The organism is Ruegeria sp. E8 (assembly GCF_056533985.1).
Map to the genome: position 1 here is coordinate 176432 of NZ_JBQFOY010000006.1, position 19269 is coordinate 195700.

Annotated in this window: 21 protein-coding genes and 3 tRNA genes; 9 read left to right on the top strand and 15 right to left on the bottom strand. The window is 58.4% G+C overall.

The genetic code is table 11. The annotated features are described in order from the left end of the window. The first annotated feature begins 35 nt into the window (after positions 1-35). Positions 36-350 carry a hypothetical protein gene (locus tag ACR0LF_RS10755; RefSeq protein WP_480578514.1) on the top strand — a complete coding sequence of 105 codons (315 nt, stop codon included), beginning with the start codon at positions 36-38 and terminating at the stop codon, positions 348-350. Between the two features lie 236 nt (positions 351-586). On the opposite strand, the gene ACR0LF_RS10760 is transcribed toward ACR0LF_RS10755, so the two are convergent. Continuing rightward, positions 587-670 (bottom strand) — tRNA-Tyr (locus ACR0LF_RS10760). 116 nt (positions 671-786) lie between these two features. On the opposite strand from ACR0LF_RS10760, the gene rlmB reads away from it, so the two are divergent. The 4 genes from rlmB to ACR0LF_RS10780 all read left to right on the top strand — a co-directional run bounded on the left by rlmB (position 787) and on the right by ACR0LF_RS10780 (position 3078). After that, positions 787-1557 carry a 23S rRNA (guanosine(2251)-2'-O)-methyltransferase RlmB gene (gene rlmB, locus ACR0LF_RS10765; RefSeq protein WP_480578516.1) on the top strand — a complete coding sequence of 257 codons (771 nt, stop codon included), beginning with the start codon at positions 787-789 and terminating at the stop codon, positions 1555-1557. Positions 1558-1699: 142 nt separating this feature from the next. Further along, positions 1700-1855 (top strand): hypothetical protein, encoded by a 156-nt coding sequence (locus tag ACR0LF_RS10770; protein WP_480578518.1) that lies wholly within the window; start codon positions 1700-1702, stop codon positions 1853-1855. A gap of 103 nt (positions 1856-1958) precedes the next feature. After that, a complete protein-coding gene (locus ACR0LF_RS10775) occupies positions 1959-2411 on the top strand; it encodes a YHS domain-containing (seleno)protein (protein ID WP_480578520.1) in 453 nt (150 codons plus the stop codon). A gap of 196 nt (positions 2412-2607) precedes the next feature. Beyond that, positions 2608-3078 carry a CoA-binding protein gene (locus ACR0LF_RS10780; protein WP_480578522.1) on the top strand — a complete coding sequence of 157 codons (471 nt, stop codon included), beginning with the start codon at positions 2608-2610 and terminating at the stop codon, positions 3076-3078. On the opposite strand, the gene ACR0LF_RS10785 is transcribed toward ACR0LF_RS10780, so the two are convergent. The 4 genes from ACR0LF_RS10785 to ACR0LF_RS10800 all read right to left on the bottom strand — a co-directional run bounded on the left by ACR0LF_RS10785 (position 3075) and on the right by ACR0LF_RS10800 (position 6956). Continuing rightward, the gene (locus ACR0LF_RS10785) at positions 3075-3647 is read right to left on the bottom strand and encodes a hypothetical protein (RefSeq protein WP_480578524.1); all 573 of its coding nucleotides are present in this window, start codon (positions 3645-3647) and stop codon (positions 3075-3077) included. The genes ACR0LF_RS10780 and ACR0LF_RS10785 overlap by 4 nt on opposite strands. Before the next feature lie 69 nt (positions 3648-3716). Continuing rightward, the gene (locus ACR0LF_RS10790) at positions 3717-4034 is read right to left on the bottom strand and encodes a phosphoribosyl-ATP diphosphatase (protein WP_480578526.1); all 318 of its coding nucleotides are present in this window, start codon (positions 4032-4034) and stop codon (positions 3717-3719) included. Continuing rightward, on the bottom strand, positions 4031-4792 hold the full coding sequence (gene hisF, locus ACR0LF_RS10795; protein WP_170383233.1) for an imidazole glycerol phosphate synthase subunit HisF: 762 nt from the start codon (positions 4790-4792) through the stop codon (positions 4031-4033). Before hisF ends, ACR0LF_RS10790 begins: the two co-directional genes overlap by 4 nt. 115 nt (positions 4793-4907) lie before the next feature. After that, positions 4908-6956: a fused MFS/spermidine synthase gene (locus ACR0LF_RS10800; RefSeq protein ID WP_480578528.1), complete on the bottom strand. Its 2049-nt coding sequence runs from the start codon at positions 6954-6956 to the stop codon at positions 4908-4910. A 400-nt stretch (positions 6957-7356) separates the two neighbouring features. Here ACR0LF_RS10800 and ACR0LF_RS10805 point away from each other — a divergent pair, with 400 nt between their 5' ends. Next, entirely contained in the window at positions 7357-7803 is a 447-nt protein-coding gene (locus ACR0LF_RS10805) for a DUF302 domain-containing protein (RefSeq protein WP_480578530.1), read from the top strand. A gap of 4 nt (positions 7804-7807) precedes the next feature. Here the strand turns inward: ACR0LF_RS10805 and hisA are convergent, their stop codons facing one another. Beyond that, complete coding sequence (hisA, locus tag ACR0LF_RS10810; protein WP_480578532.1) at positions 7808-8527, bottom strand: 1-(5-phosphoribosyl)-5-[(5-phosphoribosylamino)methylideneamino]imidazole-4-carboxamide isomerase; 720 nt, start codon at positions 8525-8527, stop codon at positions 7808-7810. 134 nt (positions 8528-8661) lie between these two features. Here hisA and ACR0LF_RS10815 point away from each other — a divergent pair, with 134 nt between their 5' ends. Next, positions 8662-9063, top strand: coding sequence for a DUF2147 domain-containing protein (locus ACR0LF_RS10815; protein WP_480578534.1), 402 nt, complete (start codon positions 8662-8664; stop codon positions 9061-9063). A 4-nt stretch (positions 9064-9067) separates the two neighbouring features. Here the strand turns inward: ACR0LF_RS10815 and hisH are convergent, their stop codons facing one another. Next, a complete protein-coding gene (hisH, locus tag ACR0LF_RS10820; RefSeq protein ID WP_480578536.1) occupies positions 9068-9706 on the bottom strand; it encodes an imidazole glycerol phosphate synthase subunit HisH in 639 nt (212 codons plus the stop codon). Continuing rightward, positions 9707-10294: an imidazoleglycerol-phosphate dehydratase HisB gene (gene hisB, locus ACR0LF_RS10825; protein WP_353008264.1), complete on the bottom strand. Its 588-nt coding sequence runs from the start codon at positions 10292-10294 to the stop codon at positions 9707-9709. Positions 10295-10448: 154 nt separating this feature from the next. On the opposite strand from hisB, the gene ACR0LF_RS10830 reads away from it, so the two are divergent. Further along, positions 10449-10688: an Lrp/AsnC family transcriptional regulator gene (locus ACR0LF_RS10830; protein ID WP_480578538.1), complete on the top strand. Its 240-nt coding sequence runs from the start codon at positions 10449-10451 to the stop codon at positions 10686-10688. Here ACR0LF_RS10830 and ACR0LF_RS10835 read toward each other — a convergent pair. The 3 genes from ACR0LF_RS10835 to ACR0LF_RS10845 form a co-directional block, all read right to left on the bottom strand. Further along, a complete protein-coding gene (locus tag ACR0LF_RS10835) occupies positions 10685-11545 on the bottom strand; it encodes a GNAT family N-acetyltransferase (protein ID WP_480578540.1) in 861 nt (286 codons plus the stop codon). The genes ACR0LF_RS10830 and ACR0LF_RS10835 overlap by 4 nt on opposite strands. An 81-nt stretch (positions 11546-11626) precedes the next feature. Continuing rightward, positions 11627-11701, bottom strand: a tRNA-Gly gene (locus tag ACR0LF_RS10840). A 34-nt stretch (positions 11702-11735) separates the two neighbouring features. After that, a tRNA-Gly gene (locus ACR0LF_RS10845) sits at positions 11736-11810 on the bottom strand. A gap of 148 nt (positions 11811-11958) precedes the next feature. Between ACR0LF_RS10845 and ACR0LF_RS10850 the strand changes: the two genes are divergently transcribed. Further along, positions 11959-12111, top strand: a complete 153-nt coding sequence (locus tag ACR0LF_RS10850; RefSeq protein ID WP_480578542.1) for a hypothetical protein — start codon at positions 11959-11961, stop codon at positions 12109-12111. Between the two features lie 13 nt (positions 12112-12124). Here ACR0LF_RS10850 and ACR0LF_RS10855 read toward each other — a convergent pair whose 3' ends face one another. The 4 genes from ACR0LF_RS10855 to ACR0LF_RS10870 all read right to left on the bottom strand — a co-directional run bounded on the left by ACR0LF_RS10855 (position 12125) and on the right by ACR0LF_RS10870 (position 19121). After that, positions 12125-12508, bottom strand: coding sequence for an MAPEG family protein (locus tag ACR0LF_RS10855; RefSeq protein WP_480578544.1), 384 nt, complete (start codon positions 12506-12508; stop codon positions 12125-12127). A gap of 78 nt (positions 12509-12586) precedes the next feature. Then, positions 12587-16024 (bottom strand): pyruvate carboxylase, encoded by a 3438-nt coding sequence (locus ACR0LF_RS10860; protein ID WP_480578546.1) that lies wholly within the window; start codon positions 16022-16024, stop codon positions 12587-12589. A gap of 154 nt (positions 16025-16178) precedes the next feature. After that, a complete protein-coding gene (locus ACR0LF_RS10865) occupies positions 16179-17306 on the bottom strand; it encodes an alpha-hydroxy acid oxidase (RefSeq protein ID WP_480578548.1) in 1128 nt (375 codons plus the stop codon). A gap of 39 nt (positions 17307-17345) precedes the next feature. Then, on the bottom strand, positions 17346-19121 hold the full coding sequence (locus ACR0LF_RS10870; protein ID WP_480578550.1) for a sensor domain-containing diguanylate cyclase: 1776 nt from the start codon (positions 19119-19121) through the stop codon (positions 17346-17348). Positions 19122-19269 lie beyond the last annotated feature (148 nt).

The following is a 19269-nucleotide window of genomic DNA, read 5'->3' on the forward strand; positions in this document are numbered from 1 at the left end:
AGCCTAAACGGGAAAAACTGATTCTGGCAAATCGGGTGCTTGCCGCGTCCGTCTGCCTGCCTCATATCAGCGGCATGACATGGCCCAACCGAATCCCGCTCGACCTCCACGAAGAACTTGAAGCCAGACCGATCCCGGAATGGGAGGCGGCTCTACGTGTCTGGGCAAAGGCGCATGGGTTGAAACTCAAGATCCAATGGTATCCACAGCTTCAGCGCGCCATCGCAGACCTTCACTCACGCCGATACGTGGCCAAGCCCCAAGATCATTGGATGGCGATCAAAGAGTGGCTGGAGCGCAAAGACGTACCCGCGCCTGAGAATCTGCCGGGGTGGCCTGAGATCGAATAGGTGCGCCTCACCTTCCTATCCAGATGATCCGGAACGCATACCCTACGGCGACAGTTCGGACAGGCGAGGCGACTTTGCCGGTCCTTCATATCCCTGAATTTGGAACGAGTCACGAACAGGTTACCCGTCATGAGTACCAACGTGAGTACCCAATGAGTACCGGGGTTTGCCACGAGCCCGAAACGGGAATTCCCGCAACGGAGATATTTCGCCATGTTTTCAGGTATTTATGAAGATGGTGGGCGACCCTGGAATCGAACCAGGCGTGCGTCTCCGCGAGGGAGTTACAGTCCCCTGCCACACCTTGCGGCCTGTCGCCCACTGTCAGGCGTTGCACCTGACGTGGAGGCGTGATTACTAGCGCACCAAAGGAGCGTCAACAGGAAAATTTCGCTTTGACGCAGGAAACCGAATTCCCGGCCCGGAGGCCCGTAAAATGAAGAAACCCAAATGGGTCGTCGAAAAGGAACAGGCGCGCAAATCCGCCGCCGCTGAAACCGTCTGGCTGTTCGGTCTGCATGCGGTTCGCGACGCTTTGATGAACCCAAGTCGGCAGAAACTGCGCCTGATCGTAACGCGCAATGCGCGCGATAAACTGGCACAAGCGATAGAATTTTCTGGGATCGAGGCAGAGATGGTGGACCCCCGCAAGTTTAACGCGCCCATCGACGCAGGCTCAGTGCACCAGGGCGCGGCGCTCGAGGTCAAGCCGTTGGACTGGGGCGGTCTGGCCGAAAACTGCATCGGTCGGGAAAATCCGCGCGTCATCCTGCTGGACCGGGTCACGGACCCCCATAATGTCGGGGCGATTCTGCGCTCGGCCGAAGTTCTGGGGGCAAGCGCCGTGATTGGCACACGCCACCATTCGGCGCCCGAGACCGGTGCGCTGGCAAAAACCGCCAGCGGCGCGCTGGAACGGCAACCTTATCTGCGGATGCGCAACCTCGCCGACACGATTGTTGAGCTTCAGGATATGGGCTTTTTGGTCCTTGGGCTGGACGGTGAGGCAGACGTCACCATCGAAGGCGCGCTAAGCGATGGTCGGGACCGTCCCGTCGCGCTTGTTCTGGGAGCGGAAGGTCCGGGCTTGCGCCAAAAGACCAAGGAAACCGTGGATCAGTTGGTGAAAATTGACGCAGCAGGGGGATTCGGATCGCTGAACGTCTCAAATGCGGCGGCAATCGCCTTATATGCATCCCGGCCCTGATAAAAAGGAGAGCGCTATTTCCGGTCCGTCGAAAATCGCCACCTGCTGCTATTGCGGGACCCGGGCTGCCCTGGTCCTGAAGGGCAAAGAGCGGCACGAGTTGAGCTGTTCCAATTGCGGGGCACCTTTGCACGATCTGAAAATGCTGCCCAAACGGAAGGCCGTGACGTCCAAACCGGTGCGATCTGCCGTGTCACATGCGGCCCCGCCGAAAGCCAAACGGAAAAAGAAGAAAAAGGGCATGTTCTCGCGCGTGTTCGATGAAGCCTGGGATGTGATCGAAGACATATTCGATTAACCGCCTTTGGCTGAAGATCGATCACATCCACGTCAACAGGGGTTTCGTATTCTGCGAAAAATTGCATTTTGATACCCCTGAGAACTTTAATTCTGACGTGAAGATGCTGACCCGACGTTCCTTGCTTGGCGCGCTGAGCGCTGTTGTTGTTACCCCTGCGGCGTTTGCGCAGGATATGCCTGTTTATTACGCCACCGAAGGTGTGGCCTTGGCCGGGTATGATGCCGTGTCTTACTTCGAAGGCGTTGCTCCGATCAGGGGCGCGCCCGAGAATTCGGTGATGTGGAAAGGAGCCAGGTGGCATTTCACGTCGCAAGAGAATCGCGAGCTTTTCGAAAGCAACCCGCGCGCATTTGCTCCGCAATTCGGTGGATACTGTTCCTATGCGATGGCCATGGGTGTTCTGAAAAGCACGGATCCCGAAGCCTGGAACGTGGTCGATGGTCGCCTTTACCTGACACATTCGCTGGCGATTGAGGAAATCTGGCAGCAAGATCAGACAGAATACATTGAGATGGCTGAAGAAAACTGGCCGACAATCCTCTATCAGGAATAAGCGGGAATCGGTAAATTGTGATGAGTCATCACAAAAATGCGCGCGCCCTCTTTTTTTTCACAAAGATATGCCTAAATGTCACAGTGACCGCGGAACGGAACTGCCGCGGGTCATTTCACTGTCCCTCGTTCCAACAACTGGCGCCCAAGGTTTCTTGGGCGCTTTTTTCTTTGCGGAACCCTGCTAAGGATAGGGCATGCCAGACTATTCCGATCAGCACCTGAGAACTATTCTGCAACGCACCAAAACCGTTGCCGTTGTCGGGGTGTCCATGAACCCGGTGCGACCCAGCTTTTACGTCGCCCGCTATCTGTCGCTGAAGGGGTTCAACGTGATCCCGGTCAATCCGGGCCATGCCGGGAAAGACCTGTTTGGCCAGACGGTGCGCGGCAGTCTGTCGGAGATATCCGAACCCGTGGACATGGTGGACATTTTCCGACGGTCGGAATCCGTGCCGCCCATTGTGGATGAAGCGCTGGATGCGTTCCCGTCCCTCGGAACGATATGGATGCAGATCGGAGTAGAACACCCCGGGGCGGCAGCCAAGGCCGAAGGGCGTGGCGTGGACGTGGTGATGAACCGCTGCCCGAAGATTGAGTATCAACGCCTGTACGGGGAACTGCGCATGGGCGGGTTTTCGACCGGGATCATCTCGTCCAAGCTTTAGGGCGTTGCGGGCTGATACGGTTTCAGCCGTGCCACCTGTTCCTGTCGCCGTTTTTCCAGCACCACGTCGCGAGGGACCCACTCATAGCGGGTATCCTCGACCAGCGGAGACCAGAACAACACTCCGCCATAGCGCCAGGGGTCCAGCACGATGCCGTCAAAAAGCGATTCCCCCTTGCGGCTGATAATGGCGGTGCTGTGGTCGATCCTCAGCGGGTTGTCGGCGTTGGCGATGGCGCGATGCAGCTCCAGCGTCTGGAAATTTTCCTGTTTCAGACGCCGCTCGATATCCTCGGCCCAATGCCAGCACAGGCCACGTGGGCGAAGGCCCTTGTTGACCTTGGCGTTGTGGATCAGCGGCGGGTCGGTGATCTGGTATTCTTCGACCAGTTGCGCGGTGTAGGCATAGGTAACCTGCGCGGCCCTTTGCGCCTCTTTGGGATCGATATCGGGGCCCAGGCTCTGAATCTCAGCTGTCAGGCGCTGCACCTCATCTCCGGTTTGGGGTGGAGGTGCCGCGCACCCCGCAGCGATGGCAAGCGTTGCCACAAGCATCAAAACTCGGATCATGTCGCGCCCTCTGCCTGCCAGTCTGACGCCCGAGTATAGCGGCCAATGCGGCGGCGCGGAACCCGGCCTTTACCCTTTGGGTCGGGCGGCTTTTTCGGCAATGCCGCTGACACCCTGACGGCGCGCAAGCTCGGCCAGCACATCGTCCAGCGCTACGTCCCGCGCCGCCAGCATGACCAGCAAGTGATACAGAACATCCGCCGCCTCAGAGGTCAGCTTGGCCTGATCCCCTTTTGTGGCTTCGATAATGGCCTCGATGGCTTCCTCACCGAATTTTTCGGCGCATTTCTCGGGGCCTTTTGCAAGCAGCTTGGCAGTCCAGCTCGAGTCCGGATCAGCCCCTTTGCGGGCCTCAATCGTGGCAGCAAGATCGTGCAGAATGCTCATGTCAGCCTCATGGGGATGCCTGCAGCGGCCATGTGTTCCTTGGCCTCGCGGATCGTGTATTCACCGAAATGAAAGATCGAGGCGGCCAGCACGGCACTCGCGCCGCCTTCGGTGACGCCTTCGACCAGATGGTCCAGATTGCCGACACCGCCGCTGGCAATAACCGGCACGTCCACCGCATCGGAAATGGCGCGGGTCAGCGGCAGGTTGAACCCGGCTTTGGTGCCGTCGCGATCCATCGAGGTCAGCAGGATTTCCCCGGCGCCCTTGGCAACGACGGTCTTGGCAAACTCGACAGCATCAATGCCGGTGGGCTTGCGCCCGCCATGGGTGAAGATCTCCCATTTGCCGGGACTGACCGTCTTGGCGTCAATGGCGCAGACAATGCACTGGCTTCCGAACTGGTCCGCTGCCTCCGCGATCACATCCGGGTTGGCCACGGCTGCCGAGTTGAAGCTGACCTTGTCTGCCCCCGCCAGCAACAAAGCACGGACGTCGTCCTTGGTGCGTACGCCACCACCCACGGTCAGCGGCACAAAGCATTGCTCGGCCGTGCGCTGCACCACATCGAACATCGTGCCCCGGTTCTCATGGGTGGCGTGAATATCCAGAAAACAGATTTCATCCGCACCAGCGGCATCATAGGCCTTGGCCGATTCCACCGGGTCGCCCGCATCGCGCAGACCGACGAAATTCACACCTTTGACCACGCGGCCATCGGCAACATCAAGGCAGGGAATGATCCGGGTTTTCAGCATTTGAGCGTCCTTTGTTGCCAGACCTTTACCGGCAAAGCCCCGTCGATGCCACAGTCGTTTTGGCATCGGATACCGGGTGTGCAAAGGTGGCGGACGGACGCTCAGACCTCTCGCGTTATTTATCCCCATCCTTCAAAAACTTGAGCGCTGTGAGAAGGTTGGCTTTGTTGTCGGTCCATGGCGTTGCCCCATCCGATTTCACGACCTGCCAATCTCCATCACGTACAAACTCGTCAATGCGGGCTTTGTCGGGGCTCAGAATGACAACGCTGCTGGTGGCGGCTCCTGTCTCGACCTGGTTCTCCTCGGCGTCCTTAAGCTGGTGCGCCGCGCTCAGATTCAGCCGGTCTGCAATTCTGGCCAGAGGCGGCACCAGATCATAGAAACGGTTGGAGATATGGAAGACCAAAACGCCGTTATCAGCTATTTGACGCGTATACGTTTGGACGGCTTCCAACGTGATCAAATGAAGCGGTATCGCGTCCGAGCTGTAGGCGTCCAGAACAAGGATGTCGAATTCAAACGGCTTTTGTTCCAGCACGATACGCGCGTCACCCAGATGCGTGACCGAGTCGGGCGTACATTCGGAAACATAGGTAAAAAGAGAAGGATCGCGGGCGATCTTGTCGACGGTCGCGTCGATTTCAAAGAACTCCCACTTCTGCGAGGGTTGCCGGTAGCAAGCCAGCGCACCAGTGCCCAGCCCAACGATACCGATGCTGTCGGCCTGATTGCCAAACTCAGAGGTTATAACCTGAGCCATGGGGCCGTTCGGGTGATAATAAGACAAAGGCGTCGGTCGTTTGCCATACTCGGATTCACGCTGCCAGCCATGTACCGTAGTGCCGTTCTTGTAAACCCGGTAGCCTGCGCTTGAATAAACGGAATGCACGCCAAAGAAACTGCGGTCTTGAAGGATCGGGCTGTCATCCGCAGCAAAAGCGGGCAGCATCACAACCACCAAAACGGCCGAAATGCGAACCGGGTATGTCCGGGCGTACAACAGAACTGCCAAAAGCAACAGGAGGATCGCACCGGCGCGTGCGAATTCTGAATTCAGAAAATCGACATCCCTGAGCGCGATGGCAATCAACAGAACCAGGATACCTGAGGCAAAGCCCATACCGATGTGACGCAGAGAAAAGCTTGGGGCGCGTACGAGGAAAAGCCCCCCGGCAAGCATCATGGAAATGGGCACTTCCAGTTCACGCACAAAAACAAGGGGTGCCACAATCGAGTTGAACAGCCCGCCCAACGCTCCGCCTGCAGAAAGCGCGATGTAGAACACAGTCAAAAGATTCGCTGACGGTCGAAGTTCGTAAAGCAATCTGTGTGCAAAAAGTGCGACGATAAACAGAACAGGTGCGTAGAGCAAAATAATCGCGGGCGTGTCGTGTTCATCTACCACTTTCGCGACCAGTAGCACCCCGACTGCAAGCGCGAGCAGCATGGGTATTTCCAAACTGCTCATTGTCAGCCGCTTCCATTTGGCGAAAGCCAAAATGAAAGAGAGAATATAAACCGCCAGCGGGATAACCCAGATCAAAGGAAGTGCACCGAGATCGGTGCTGACCCGGGTTGTGAAGGACAGCATCAGCGAAGACGGAACAAAGGCGACAAAAACCCAAACAGCAATCTGCGTCCAGGCAGGGAAACTGGCTTGAGTTGCCGATTTGGCCTGAACCTCTGTCTGATGCGAGCCGCGCAATGCGATCAGACCGCTCCCTAGCAAGAGCACTCCGAAGAGCACAAAACCGGCCAACCACCCACGGCTGATCTCAGTTGCTCCAAAAAGGGGGTCCGCAACCAAGGGAAAGGCAAGCAGCGCCAGCAAAGACCCAACGTTACTGGCGCTGTACAGGAAGTACGGGTCGTCAGACGATGGGCCGCCCGACTTGGCGTACCAGGCCTGCAACAGAGGCGCATTTGCCGACAGCACCGCGAAAGGCACGCCCACACCTGCAGCGAACAGGCCAAGCGTTTGCAGTGCGGTCGAAGTCGATGCGTCGTAACTCCAGCTTTCGCTTGTGGACAAAGGCAGAAACGTCAGTGCGGCGATCCAGAACGCGAAATGGGTGATGATCTGCCATCGCAGCGTCAGAAATTTGGTCAAAAGATGCGCGTACACATACCCGAGAATCAGCACCACCTGAAAAAACAGCATGGCGGTCGTCCAAACCGCTGGGGCACCGCCGATCTTGGGAAGAACCAGTTTTGCATACAGGGGCTGAACGAAAAATAGCAAGCTTGCGCTCGTGAAAATCGCAGCGCAGAAGATCGCAACAGTTGCTGATCTGTATCTAGATGTGCTGGGCACATCTACATTGGAAATACTCATTTTTGCCACCCGGAGTGCTGTGTTTGGGTCATCAAGTAGATGTCAAATCCGGCTGAATTGAGGCTCAACTCGGTAAAGTGTTTGACTTTTGCTCGGATTGTTTTCGAAAACACGGGTAAAATACGCCTCTCAAAATCAGGCAAAGCTCCGCTGATGCCAGACTTGTGATTGTCAGATTCCTAGAACCTGAGACAATTAGGGTGAAATTTTCGAAAGGAATCCCGATATGCGTACACTGATACTGGCTTCAATTCTTTCCTTCGGAGGCGCGCTGTCCGCCATGGCTGACGACATCATCAAAGTAGAAACCAACAAATCCGTGGCCGAGGCGCTGGATGCGCTCGAGGCTGCGGTGGGTAACGCAGGCGCAACCGTGTTCGCCCGCGTCGATCATGCGGCCGGGGCGGAAAAGGTCGGAACTCCCATCCCGGCCAATCAGGTGCTGATTTTCGGAAACCCGGCGCTGGGCACGCCAGCGATGCAGATAGATCCGCGCGCAGGATTGTTCCTGCCGCTCAAAGTGCAGGCTTACGAGGATGCAAACGGTCAGGTCTGGTTGGCCTATGAAGACCCCAAAGAAACAATGGATGAGTTGGACGATGTCGAAAACTCACCCGTCATCGAGAAGATGCGCGGCGCGCTGGCCAAGCTGACCGCAGCCGCCGCACAATAACCCGTCAAGACAGGGCGCGAATGGCCTCAGCCAGGTCAATCGCGCCATCATAGAGCGCGCGGCCCGAGATCGCGCCGTTCAGCTCGACCCCGCAATCGCGCAAAGCGATCAGGTCATCCAGCGAGCTGACGCCCCCCGAAGCGATCACCGGGATAGACACGGCCTGAGCCAGCGCTGCCGTGGCCTCGATATTCGGTCCCTGCATCGCACCGTCGCGGTTGATGTCTGTGTAGATGATGGCTGCGACGCCTGCGTCCTCGAAGCTGCGCGCCAGATCGGTGACCTGCACGTTGGTCTCTTCGGCCCAGCCCTTTGTCGCGACCATTCCGTTGCGTGCATCGATGCCCACGGCAACCTTGCCGGGAAAGGCTTTGGCCGCTTCACGCACCAGATCGGGGTTCTCGACCGCGACCGTGCCTAGAATCACGCGGGCCAAACCTTTGTCGATCCAGGTCTCGATGGTGGCCATGTCGCGAATGCCGCCGCCCAATTGGGCAGGCACGTTGCAGGCCTTCAGAATCGCCTCGACCGGAGCTGCGTTGACCGGCTCACCTGCAAAAGCGCCGTTCAGATCGACCAGATGCAGCCACTCGCAACCGGCCTCGACAAAGGCGCGGGCCTGCGCGGCCGGATCTTCGTTGAACACGGTAGCCTTGTCCATTTCGCCGCGCAGCAGGCGCACGGCGTTGCCGTCTTTCAGGTCGATGGCGGGGTAGAGGATCATGTCGGGCGGCCCTATATCTCTGTTACTCGGGCGGCATATCGCACATGCGGGGCAGGGGATGCAACGCGACGCTAAGTCATTCTTGCCCGTTGGCATTCAGCGGGTCAGACTGAGGCCAAAACAGGGAGACCAGCATGAAGACATTCACACTCGCAGCGGCATTGGCCGCTCTTGCAACCAGCGCCTTTGCGGCTGACCCGGTCGACGGTCTGTGGAAAACCGCACCCGGCGACACAGGCGGCTACTTGCACGTGTCGATTGCCGAATGCGGCAGCGCAATTTGCGGCACCATTGACAGCGCCTTTGATGCTGATGGCAATCAGCAGCTGGAATACGAAAATCTGGGCAAGCAGATCATCTGGGACATGGTGCCCGAAGGCGGCGGCAGCTATGACAGCGGCAAGATCTGGGCCCCGGATCGGGACAAGACCTACAATTCCAAAATGTCTCTGGACGGCCAGAACAAGCTGACCGTCAAAGGCTGTGTGGCTGGCGGTTTGATCTGTCGGGGCCAGACCTGGACGCGCGTTCAGTAACGCGTCACGGGGCCCAGGTCAGGAAATTCCCGATCATGCGCAGACCCACATCCTGACTTTTCTCGGGGTGGAACTGCATTCCGACCATCGTGTCGCGGCCAATCACGGCCGTGACCTCCTGCCCATACTCCACATGCGCCAGCCGCTGAGCCGGGTCGTTGACGCGGAAATGGTAGGAGTGGACGAAATAGGTGTGATCGCCGGACGTGACGCCGTCAAACACCGGATGTTCACTTTCCAGAACCAGATTGTTCCAGCCCATATGGGGCACTTTCAGCGCCTTGTCTGACGGTTCGATCCGCACGACATCGCCCGCAACCCAGCCAAGCCCGTCGGTCTCGGTGTATTCGTGACCTTTCGAGGCCATCAATTGCATGCCGACGCAAATGCCCAGAAACGGGCGTCCTTTCTGCTCGACCGCCTCGACCATTGCGTCATAGATGCCCTTGTGGCCGCGCAGCTCGGTGGCACAGGCCGGAAACGCCCCGTCACCGGGCAGCACCAGCCGGTCGGCCCGCGCCACGACATCCGCGTCCGAGGTCACGACAACCTCGCCCGCATCCACCTCGCGCGCCATGCGCTGAAACGCTTTTTCGGCGGAATGCAGATTACCGCTTTCGTAGTCGATAATGGCCGTCAACATTTACAGCGCGCCCTTGGTGGACGGAATCGCATCCGCCTTGCGCGGATCGGTCTCAACCGCATCACGCAACGCGCGCGCGACAGCCTTGAAGGCCGCCTCGGCGATGTGATGGCTGTTGAAGCCGTGCAACTGGTCGATATGCAGTGTGATACCGCCATGGGTGCTGAGCGCCTGAAAGAACTCACGCACCAGCTCGGTATCGAAGGTGCCGATCTTCTGCGTCGGCAGGTCCACATTCCAGATCAGGAACGGACGGCCCGACAAATCCAGCGCACAGCGCACCTGAGCGTCGTCCATCGGCAGGTGGCATTCGCCATAGCGCCGAATGCCCTTCTTGTCGCCCAATGCCTGCGTCAGCGCCTGACCCAGTGCGATGCCGGTGTCTTCGACCGTGTGGTGATCGTCGATGTGATAGTCACCCTTGGCACGGATCGTCATGTCGATCAGCGAATGGCGCGCAAGCTGGTCCAGCATGTGATCGAAGAACCCGACGCCGGTCTGGTTGTCATACTGGCCGGTGCCGTCCAGATTAACCTCGACCGAGATCTCGGTTTCGGCGGTCTGACGGCTGATCTTTGCGCTGCGCATGGGCGAATTCCTTTTGCTACAGGCGCGCTTATAGACGGGGTTGGTGGCGGTTTGAAAGACCACGCGTTGCATTCGCAGCAAACTGTTGCAGGGGATTGCGCCCACCGGCCCGCCATGCCAGCCTGCGGGAAACTCGAACCAACAGGGCCGCATCATGTCCACCTGCGTTTTCATCCAGATCCGCTGCAAACCCGGCACCACCTACAAGGTCGCCGAAGATATCGCGCTGCGCGAAATCCATTCCGAGCTTTACTCCACCAGCGGCGAATATGACCTGCTGCTCAAGCTCTATATCCCGGAAACCGAGGATGTGGGCCATTTCATCAACGAAAACCTGCTGGTGATCCCCAATATCGAACGATCCCTGACCACCATGACGTTCAAGGCGTTCTAACCCAGTTCAAACGTCGTCACGCCAAAGATACGGTTCAGGTCGATTTCCGGTTGATGACTGGAATACATCCGCGCCGTTTCAAACACTTTTTCCAGCCCCAGCTTTTCGGCCAGGGCAAAAGCCGCCGCATTGGGTTGCGGCATGTCGATGAAAACCTCTTGTTCGCCATGTTCCGCTGGCAAAGTTTCCAAAAGAGACGCCAGCAAAGCCTCGGCAATGTCTGCGCGGTCCGCGAACAAAGGTCCGACCTTGTATCCGGTGTGACACGGGCGCAGCGTTGCATAGCCTTTGATTTGGCCGCCTTCCGAATACACGCGACTAATATGCCGAGGCGCATTTATCCAACCCCGCAAGAACGCGTCTCGTGGGGCAGGGAACAGCTGACGGTCATAGGCAATCAAAGCCTCGGACGCCGAAGTGAGGGTCTCAACACCTGCCGATGGTGCCAATGCGCGCTGAATCCCTGCGACTGTCCCCGTGAAGCGGTAATTGTTATACGCGAAGTCGAAGCCCGACTTGCGGTAATTGTGCTGCTGATCGACGACCCCATCCAGACCAACGTTGCCTGCACCGCAATTTGCAAGCGCATGTTGCCAGATCTTCAATCCGTGGCCGGAACCGCGGAACTCTGGCCGGACAATATAGAACCCAAGGAAGGCAAACCCGTCGCCGTATTGGACGATCGAAATGGACGCGACCATCTCGCCATCCAGAAACCCGCCCAGAAACCCCTCAGTATCAGTACCGTGGAAACAGGTCGCATCATGGTGGCCGGGGTTCCACCCTTCTCGACCGGCCCAATCCACGGCCTCCTGCAACTCATCAGCGGTCAGGGGGCGGATGACATAGTCAGACATGGGTGAATCCTGCATTGCATTACTTGCCCAGAATGGCGCAACACCTGCGAAAGGACCAGAATGTTCGGAGAGTTTGGTATCTGGAGCGGGCGAGGCGATTCGAACGCCCGACCCTAACCTTGGCAAGGTTATGCTCTACCCCTGAGCTACGCCCGCATCAGATACATATGCTGGTCCGAAGACCTCTCAATGGAGCGGGCGAGGCGATTCGAACGCCCGACCCTAACCTTGGCAAGGTTATGCTCTACCCCTGAGCTACGCCCGCGCCGTTGAGTGAGGAGGGATGTATAAATTCCCGCGCAGGGCTGCAAGCGGAAAAACACAAAAAAGCGGAAAAATCTTTCGACGGAAACCCGGGGCTGACGCGTTCAAAATCCAAGGCATCACAAAACAAGAGGGGCTGAGAGAGGAAAATGGCAAATACTGCGGACCTGAAAATGGCTTTGCTGGCTGTATTGATTGTACTGACAACGATGATCTGTGTGCAGGACGAAGATCGGGTGGCTGAGGTCGAGCCACCCCTGATGCACCCCCCGCTGATCGAGACGCAAGTTTTGGCAGGCTGAGTCCCCCCTGAGATCAGAGCGCCAAAACCAGATTCGCGATGGCCGCCAATAATATAGCCACAAAAGTCAGCCCCATTCCGAGCTGTCGCAGGATGACGATCTGCGGCGTTCTTCCGAACCCGTAGGCGTGCAGTAAACGCCCGGTCAACAGCATCAGACCCAGCACATGCAACAGCAGCGCACCTGCGCTCTGCAATTCGACCATGGCGATCAGCAAAAGGGCGATTGGTGCGTATTCGGCGCAATTGGAATGTGTCCGCATCGCCTTGATCATCATTTTGCTGCCGCCATCCCCGACCGAGATTTTGTCGCTGCGGCGCTGTAGAATCACTCTGACGCTGAGCGTCACGTAAAGGATTGCGATCAGGGCCGCATAGATCGGGGTGATTGCAAGCATGATGTGTCTCCGGTCCAGTATAGAAAAGGGCCGCGCGGTTTCCCGCACGGCCCTTAGAACTTTAGTCGGTTCGCCAGCTTATTCCAGCTCGACCAAAAGGTCCTTTGCGTCAATCTGGCCACCGGGCTGCACGTGGACGGCTTTGACCGTCGCGTCGCGCTCGGCGTGGATGCCGGTTTCCATCTTCATCGCCTCGATGGTCAGCAGCATGTCGCCTTCCTTGACCTCTTGGCCTGCAGTTACGGCAACAGTGGCCACCACGCCCGGCATCGGCGCACCGACGTGATCGGGGTTGCCGGCTTCGGCCTTGGGCCGTGCCTGCGTGGTTGATGTCACCATCCGGTTTGGTACGCGGATCACACGGGGCTGGCCGTTGAGTTCAAAGAACACGCGGACTTCGCCGTTTTCGTCGGTCTCACCGATAGCCTGACAGCGGATTTCCAGCGTTTTGCCAGGATCGATTTCGGCGGTGATCTCTTCACCCGGCTCCATGCCGTAGAAGAAGGTGCGCGTAGGCAGGGTACGGACCGGGCCATAGACCCGGTGGCGGCCCATGTAGTCCAGGAAAACTTTGGGATACATCAGGTATCCGTTCAGATCCTCATCATCGACCTCTTTACCTTCCAACTGCTTGGACAGCTCGGCGCGGGTTGCCTCAAGATCGACTGCAGGAACATCCTTGCCGGGACGCTGGGTATTGGGCACCTCGTCCTTCAGCACCTTCTTGATGATGGTGTCAGGGAACCCGCCCGGAGGTTGGCCCAGATTGCCGCGCATCATATCCACGACCGAGTCGGGGAAGGCCACGTCCGTGTTGGGGTCTTCGACCTGTTCACGGGTCATGTTCTGGCTGACCATCATCAGCGCCATGTCGCCGACAACCTTCGAGGACGGCGTCACCTTCACGATGTCACCGAACATCTGGTTCACGTCGGCATACATCTGAGCAACCTCGTGCCAGCGTTCTTCCAGACCCAGCGAACGCGCTTGCGCCTTGAGGTTGGTGAACTGACCGCCGGGCATCTCGTGCAGATACACCTCTGAGGCCGGGGCCTGCAGACTGGATTCAAAGGCGGCATACTGGCCGCGGACCGCTTCGAAGTAATCGCTGATCTCGCGGATGGCCTTGATGTCCAAGCCAGTGTCCCGGTCGGTATGGCGCAGCGCCTCGACCACGGTGCCCAGCGTTGCTTGGCTTGTATTGCCCGAGAAGCTGTCCATTGCGCAGTCCACTGCGTCCACGCCCGCTTCGGACGCCGCCAGAATGGTGGCGCTGGCGATGCCGGCGGTGTCGTGGGTGTGGAAGTGGATCGGCAGGCCGACCTCTTCCTTCAATGCGCGGATCAGGATTTTGGCCGAGGCCGGTTTCAGCAGCCCCGCCATGTCCTTCAGGCCCAGAACATGCGCACCAGCGTCACGCAGCTCTTTCGCCATACCGACATAATACTTCAGGTCATACTTGGCGCGATCTGGATCAAGGATATCACCGGTATAGCAAACGGTGCCTTCACAGATCTTGCCGTTCTCGATGACCGCATCCATCGCCACGCGCATGTTTTCGACCCAGTTCAGCGAGTCGAAGACGCGGAACACGTCGACGCCCTTGGCAGCCTGACGCACGAACTCCTGCACCACGTTGTCGGGATAGTTGGTGTAACCAACCCCGTTTGCACCGCGCAGCAGCATCTGGGTCATCAGGTTCGGCATCGCCTCGCGTAGGTCGCGCAGACGCTGCCACGGGCATTCCTGCAGGAAGCGATAGGCCACGTCGAAGGTCGCGCCGCCCCAGCATTCGACCGAGAACAGCTGCGGCAGGTTCGCCGCATAGGTCGGCGCCACCTTGATCATGTCGATCGAGCGCATCCGGGTCGCCAGCAGCGACTGGTGCCCGTCCCGCATGGTGGTGTCGGTGATCAGCAGTTGGCGCTGCGCCTTCATCCAGTCGGCAACCGCCTGCGGACCTTTTTGTTCCAGCAGGTTGCGGGTGCCCATCTGCGGTTCGCCCATCTGCGCGGGGGCCTTGGCCTCTTTCAAATCCGAGCGCGGCTCGGGGCGGTCCTTGGTCTCGGGATGCCCGTTCACGGTGATGTCGGCGATATAGGTCAGTACCTTGGTGCCCCGGTCGCGGCGCTTTTTGAAGGCGAACAGGTCCGGCGTCGTGTCGATGAACTTGGTGGTGTATTCATTCGACAGGAAGGTCGGGTGCTTCAGAAGGTTGATGACGAAATCGATGTTGGTGCTGACACCACGGATACGGAATTCGCGCAGGGCGCGGTCCATCCGGTGGATCGCCTTGTCGGGCGTCGGGGCCCAGGCTGTCACTTTGGTCAACAGCGAATCGTAGTAGCGTGTGATCACACCGCCCGCATAGGCCGTGCCGCCGTCCAGACGGATGCCCATGCCAGTGGCCGAGCGGTAAGCGGTAATGCGGCCATAATCCGGGATGAAATTGTTCTGCGGATCCTCGGTGGTGATCCGGGTTTGCAACGCATGACCGTTAAGGTGAACGTCGGCCTGGCTGGCGGCACCGGTGGCTTCGGCCAAGGGCTTGCCTTCGGCGATCAGAATCTGCGCCTGAACGATGTCGATGCCGGTGACTTCCTCGGTGACGGTGTGTTCCACCTGAACGCGGGGGTTCACCTCGATGAAGTAGAACTTGCCCGTCTCCATATCCATCAGGAATTCGACGGTGCCGGCGCATTCATAGTTCACATGGGCACAGATTTTGCGGCCCAGTTCACAGATTTCATCACGCTGCTCGTCGGACAGATACGGGGCAGGCGCGCGTTCCACGACCTTCTGGTTGCGGCGCTGGACCGAACAGTCACGTTCGTACAGGTGATAAATCTCACCGTGCTTGTCGCCCAGAATCTGCACCTCGACATGGCGGGCGCGGGTGATCATCTTTTCCAGATAGCCTTCGCCATTGCCGAATGCGGCCTCGGCCTCGCGGCGGCCTTCCAGAACCTTTTCTTCCAGCTCGTCTTCCGAGTTGATCGGGCGCATCCCGCGTCCGCCGCCGCCCCAGCTGGCTTTCAACATCAGCGGGTAACCGATTTCCTTCGCTTCGGCCCGGATCGCGTCCATGTCATCGCCCAGCACTTCGGTGGCCGGAATAACAGGCACGCCCGCTGCGATGGCCACGCGCCGCGCGCTGGCCTTGTCGCCCAGGGCGCGCATCGTCTCGGCCTTGGGGCCGATGAACGTGATGCCGTTCTGCACACAGGCATCCACGAAATCCGGGTTCTCGGACAGCAGGCCATAGCCCGGGTGGATCGCGTCGGCGCCGCATTGTTTGGCGACGCGGATGATCTCGTCAATCGACAGATAGGCTGCAACCGGACCCATCCCTTCGCCAATCTGATACGCCTCATCCGCTTTGAATCTGTGCAGGCCAAGTTTGTCTTCTTCAGCGTAAACAGCGACGGTGCGTTTGCCCATCTCGTTGGCTGCCCGCATTACGCGGATGGCTATCTCGCCGCGGTTGGCGATCAGGATCTTAGAGAAGTCTGTCATTGTAGGTCCCGGTCTTGTTTGGTTGGGCGTCTTATTGGGCGGAGAATACGCGCAGGTACATCCGTTCTTCTGGGTAGAACCGGCATGTTATCGCTCGCAAACGCCCTTTGGCCGCTGCGCTCTTATACTTTTGCCGCGCCGCAGCATCAAATGTTTAGAGTTTCCTCTCAATCTGACACAGATTTGCCAATCCCATCTGCCCCATATTCGCGTGCAGATCCTGTCTCAGAATGTCGATGACATGGGCGGGCCCTTTTGCACCAAGTGCCGCCAACCCATACAAAAATGCGCGCCCAAGCATGACGAAATCCGCACCTAGCGACAGTGCACGCAAGATATCCAGACCGCCTTGGACACCACTGTCAAAAATCAGGGGCAGACGCGTCGCGTCCCGGATAGCGGGAAGAACCTCGATGCTGGCAGGGGCGGCGTCGAACTGACGTCCGCCGTGATTCGACACCCACAAGGCGTCCACACCAACCTGTTCCAGCTTGGCCGTATCCTCAGGGCGCAACACGCCTTTCACGATATACGGCCCGTCCCAGTGATCGCGCAGCCATTTGACATAGTCCAGATCCGGCGACGTCCGCAGCAGGTACCCAACATGAGCTGTTGGCGGCAAATCTCCCGGGTTTTCTATGTACTTATCCAATGTGCGCATATGCGGCACGCCGTTGCGCATCATGCCAAGCGCCCAAGCGGGCCTCTGGGCGATTTGCGCCAGCAGGCGTGGGGTCAGCTTCGGCGGTTGCCTCAGACCGGACCGGGTTTGTCTTTCCCTGCGTGAGGCAACGGGAACATCGGCTGTAAGAACCAGAGTCTTAAATCCGGCCTGGCGCACCCGATTCAGCATATCCTGACGAATCCCGGGGTCTCGTGGCGGATAAAGCTGAAACCAGGCGTTTTCCCCCAGTTGCGGCGCCAAATCTTCGGGGCTCTGACTGGCAACGGTCGACAAAGTGTACGGAATCCCCGCCTTGGCGGCGGCGCGGGCAAGCAGCTGCTCCGCGTCGGGCCAGACCAGCCCGGACATCCCGATTGGGGCAATGCCGAAAGGTAAGGGATAGGGGGTCTCAAGAAACGTCTTTGACGTATCGAAGTCCAGCTCACCGTGCAGGATCGAAGGGCAGAGGCGCACGTCGTCCAACGCAGCACGGTTCCTATGCAGCGTCGTTTCGGTTCCCGTTCCGCTGTCGATATATTCCCATACGAAATGCGGCAGGCGGCGGCGCGCGCGACGTTTCAGATCCGGTATGCCAGGATAGGTGCTGTGCAGGTCCATGCAGATTGATCCGACCTGCCAGACGATTCGGCAAGGTTTTTACGCTGCATTTGTCGAAGGTTGCTTGCTTTCAGGCCGTTCGCGTTTGGTCTGATCCTTGCTTCCACAGGCGACCTGAACCTGATTGCGGCCCTTGTCCTTGGCGACATAAAGCGCATCGTCGGCGGCGCGCATCAGGTCCTGTGGCATGGTGCCATGGGCGGGGTAATGCGCGACCCCTATCGATATCGTGATGCGGGGCAGGGCCTTCTCTCCATAGCGCACAGTCACGCTTTCGACCGCCTGACGCAGCTGTTCGGCGCGGGTCATGGCGTCCTCGGGGCTGTTGTCGGGCAGGATCAACATGAATTCCTCTCCCCCGATGCGACAGGCAGTTTCATCCCGGTCGCAGCCTTGTTCCAGCGCGGCACCAACGGCGCGCAAGACCATATCACCCGCGTCATGACCGTGGGTGTCGTTGAACTTTTTGAAGTGATCGACATCCACCGCAATCAGGCTCAGCGCGGCGCCCGTCTGCTGGCTGCGGCTGATGGATTTGCGCAGCGTCTCGGTCATGTGACGGCGATTGAACAGCCCGGTCAGCGGGTCACGCACCGATTGGTCATGAAGCTGATCGCGCATACGCACATTGGCAATCGCCATGCTGATCTGTTCGGCACATAGCTGCGCCAGTTTGCGGCTTTTGTTGAAACTGTCTTCATGCCCCTTAATCGCCCGCAGATGCAAAAGACCAACGGTTTCCCCATGGGCCAGAATGGGAAAGCAGAAATACGGTCGCCCGTCATGCGGTTCGGCATGTTCGCAAACAAAATCGATCTCGGACGCGCCGAACTCATAAGTCCGCCCGCGCCGCAATCCCCAGCATCCTTCGGGGTGGATGTGGGCCTTGTGTGCACCGCCATTCCAACTGGCGCAGCCATCCAGCACATCGCGCGAGTTGGAATAGACATACACGCTGCCTTCAGCCTCGGGCAGGATATGTGTCATGAAGCGAGACACCATGTCGAACAGTTCATCCAGCGACCGGCTCGATTGCAGCCATTCGTTCAATTCACCCAGCAGCCGCACCTCGCGCGCAAGGCGCAGCTGTTCGTCCATCAGGTCACGTTCCTTGGCCGATTGCTTATGCAGCGCCCGCACCTGAAACCGGTTGGTGCGGTATGTCACCAGCGACACCATGGCCAAGGCCACCAGGGCAATCGTGCTGAGAACCGCCAGTGAAATCCTGAGCCGCGTGATAAAGGTGGTTCGCAGGTCCGAGATATCGGTAAAAAACTCGACCGCGCCGAGGAAGCGGCCATTATCCATGATCGGTATAAAAACCTCGGCCACGTTATGTTGCGTTGCGTTCGCCGCATTTTCGGTATGCAGATCAAGCCCGTCGATTTCCGACAGCGGCACGATTTCCTGAATATAGTGAACCATTCCGCGGGCGACATCATTGCGGAAAAAGGCCCGATCTTCGGTGGTGCCGATCTCATCAGGGCGGGTGGACCAGATCACGCGGCCCGCCGTATTGAACAGCTTGAATCTATACACATCCGACGCTTCGGGCATTGAGGACAGAAACTCGGCATCATGTTCGGCGATTTTACCGGTGCGCAGCGCGATTTCGGGGTTTTCGAGATGCAGAACAACACGGCGTTTCCACAGCTCGGATTGCTTGAGGATGTCGATCTGCAACATTCGGTCAACCAGCGGTGCGGGCAGTTTGTAGATACCCCATCCTGCCGATGCCGCCAGGGCCATCAGCAATAGGGTGATGCCGATCCATTTCAGCCGATGGAGAAGGGGGTCCAGATCCGGTTCTGTCATGCTCTCACGCTCCCACGGTAATGAGGCAAGCATCCGGGCCAAGGTTTGACAGAGGGTTAACGGGCGCTTTGGGCTGCGGCGTCTTTGTTTAGAATTGAATGCAAAAAGAACTGTGAAAAGCTTGCGAACAAGCCGTGAACAAACCCTT

Bases quoted from the DNA above. Each gene is read 5' to 3' on its own strand.
- rlmB (WP_480578516.1), top strand. From the start codon at position 787: ATGAAGAAACCCAAATGGGTCGTCGAAAAGGAACAGGCGCGCAAATCC.
- ACR0LF_RS10770 (WP_480578518.1), top strand. From the start codon at position 1,700: ATGCTGCCCAAACGGAAGGCCGTGACGTCCAAACCGGTGCGATCTGCC.
- ACR0LF_RS10775 (WP_480578520.1), top strand. From the start codon at position 1,959: ATGCTGACCCGACGTTCCTTGCTTGGCGCGCTGAGCGCTGTTGTTGTT.
- ACR0LF_RS10780 (WP_480578522.1), top strand. From the start codon at position 2,608: ATGCCAGACTATTCCGATCAGCACCTGAGAACTATTCTGCAACGCACC.
- ACR0LF_RS10785 (WP_480578524.1), bottom strand. From the start codon at position 3,647: ATGATCCGAGTTTTGATGCTTGTGGCAACGCTTGCCATCGCTGCGGGG.
- ACR0LF_RS10790 (WP_480578526.1), bottom strand. From the start codon at position 4,034: ATGAGCATTCTGCACGATCTTGCTGCCACGATTGAGGCCCGCAAAGGG.
- hisF (WP_170383233.1), bottom strand. From the start codon at position 4,792: ATGCTGAAAACCCGGATCATTCCCTGCCTTGATGTTGCCGATGGCCGC.
- ACR0LF_RS10800 (WP_480578528.1), bottom strand. From the start codon at position 6,956: ATGCTGTTTTTTCAGGTGGTGCTGATTCTCGGGTATGTGTACGCGCAT.
- ACR0LF_RS10805 (WP_480578530.1), top strand. From the start codon at position 7,357: ATGCGTACACTGATACTGGCTTCAATTCTTTCCTTCGGAGGCGCGCTG.
- hisA (WP_480578532.1), bottom strand. From the start codon at position 8,527: ATGATCCTCTACCCCGCCATCGACCTGAAAGACGGCAACGCCGTGCGC.
- ACR0LF_RS10815 (WP_480578534.1), top strand. From the start codon at position 8,662: ATGAAGACATTCACACTCGCAGCGGCATTGGCCGCTCTTGCAACCAGC.
- hisH (WP_480578536.1), bottom strand. From the start codon at position 9,706: ATGTTGACGGCCATTATCGACTACGAAAGCGGTAATCTGCATTCCGCC.
- hisB (WP_353008264.1), bottom strand. From the start codon at position 10,294: ATGCGCAGCGCAAAGATCAGCCGTCAGACCGCCGAAACCGAGATCTCG.
- ACR0LF_RS10830 (WP_480578538.1), top strand. From the start codon at position 10,449: ATGTCCACCTGCGTTTTCATCCAGATCCGCTGCAAACCCGGCACCACC.
- ACR0LF_RS10835 (WP_480578540.1), bottom strand. From the start codon at position 11,545: ATGTCTGACTATGTCATCCGCCCCCTGACCGCTGATGAGTTGCAGGAG.
- ACR0LF_RS10850 (WP_480578542.1), top strand. From the start codon at position 11,959: ATGGCAAATACTGCGGACCTGAAAATGGCTTTGCTGGCTGTATTGATT.
- ACR0LF_RS10855 (WP_480578544.1), bottom strand. From the start codon at position 12,508: ATGCTTGCAATCACCCCGATCTATGCGGCCCTGATCGCAATCCTTTAC.
- ACR0LF_RS10860 (WP_480578546.1), bottom strand. From the start codon at position 16,024: ATGACAGACTTCTCTAAGATCCTGATCGCCAACCGCGGCGAGATAGCC.
- ACR0LF_RS10865 (WP_480578548.1), bottom strand. From the start codon at position 17,306: ATGGACCTGCACAGCACCTATCCTGGCATACCGGATCTGAAACGTCGC.
- ACR0LF_RS10870 (WP_480578550.1), bottom strand. From the start codon at position 19,121: ATGACAGAACCGGATCTGGACCCCCTTCTCCATCGGCTGAAATGGATC.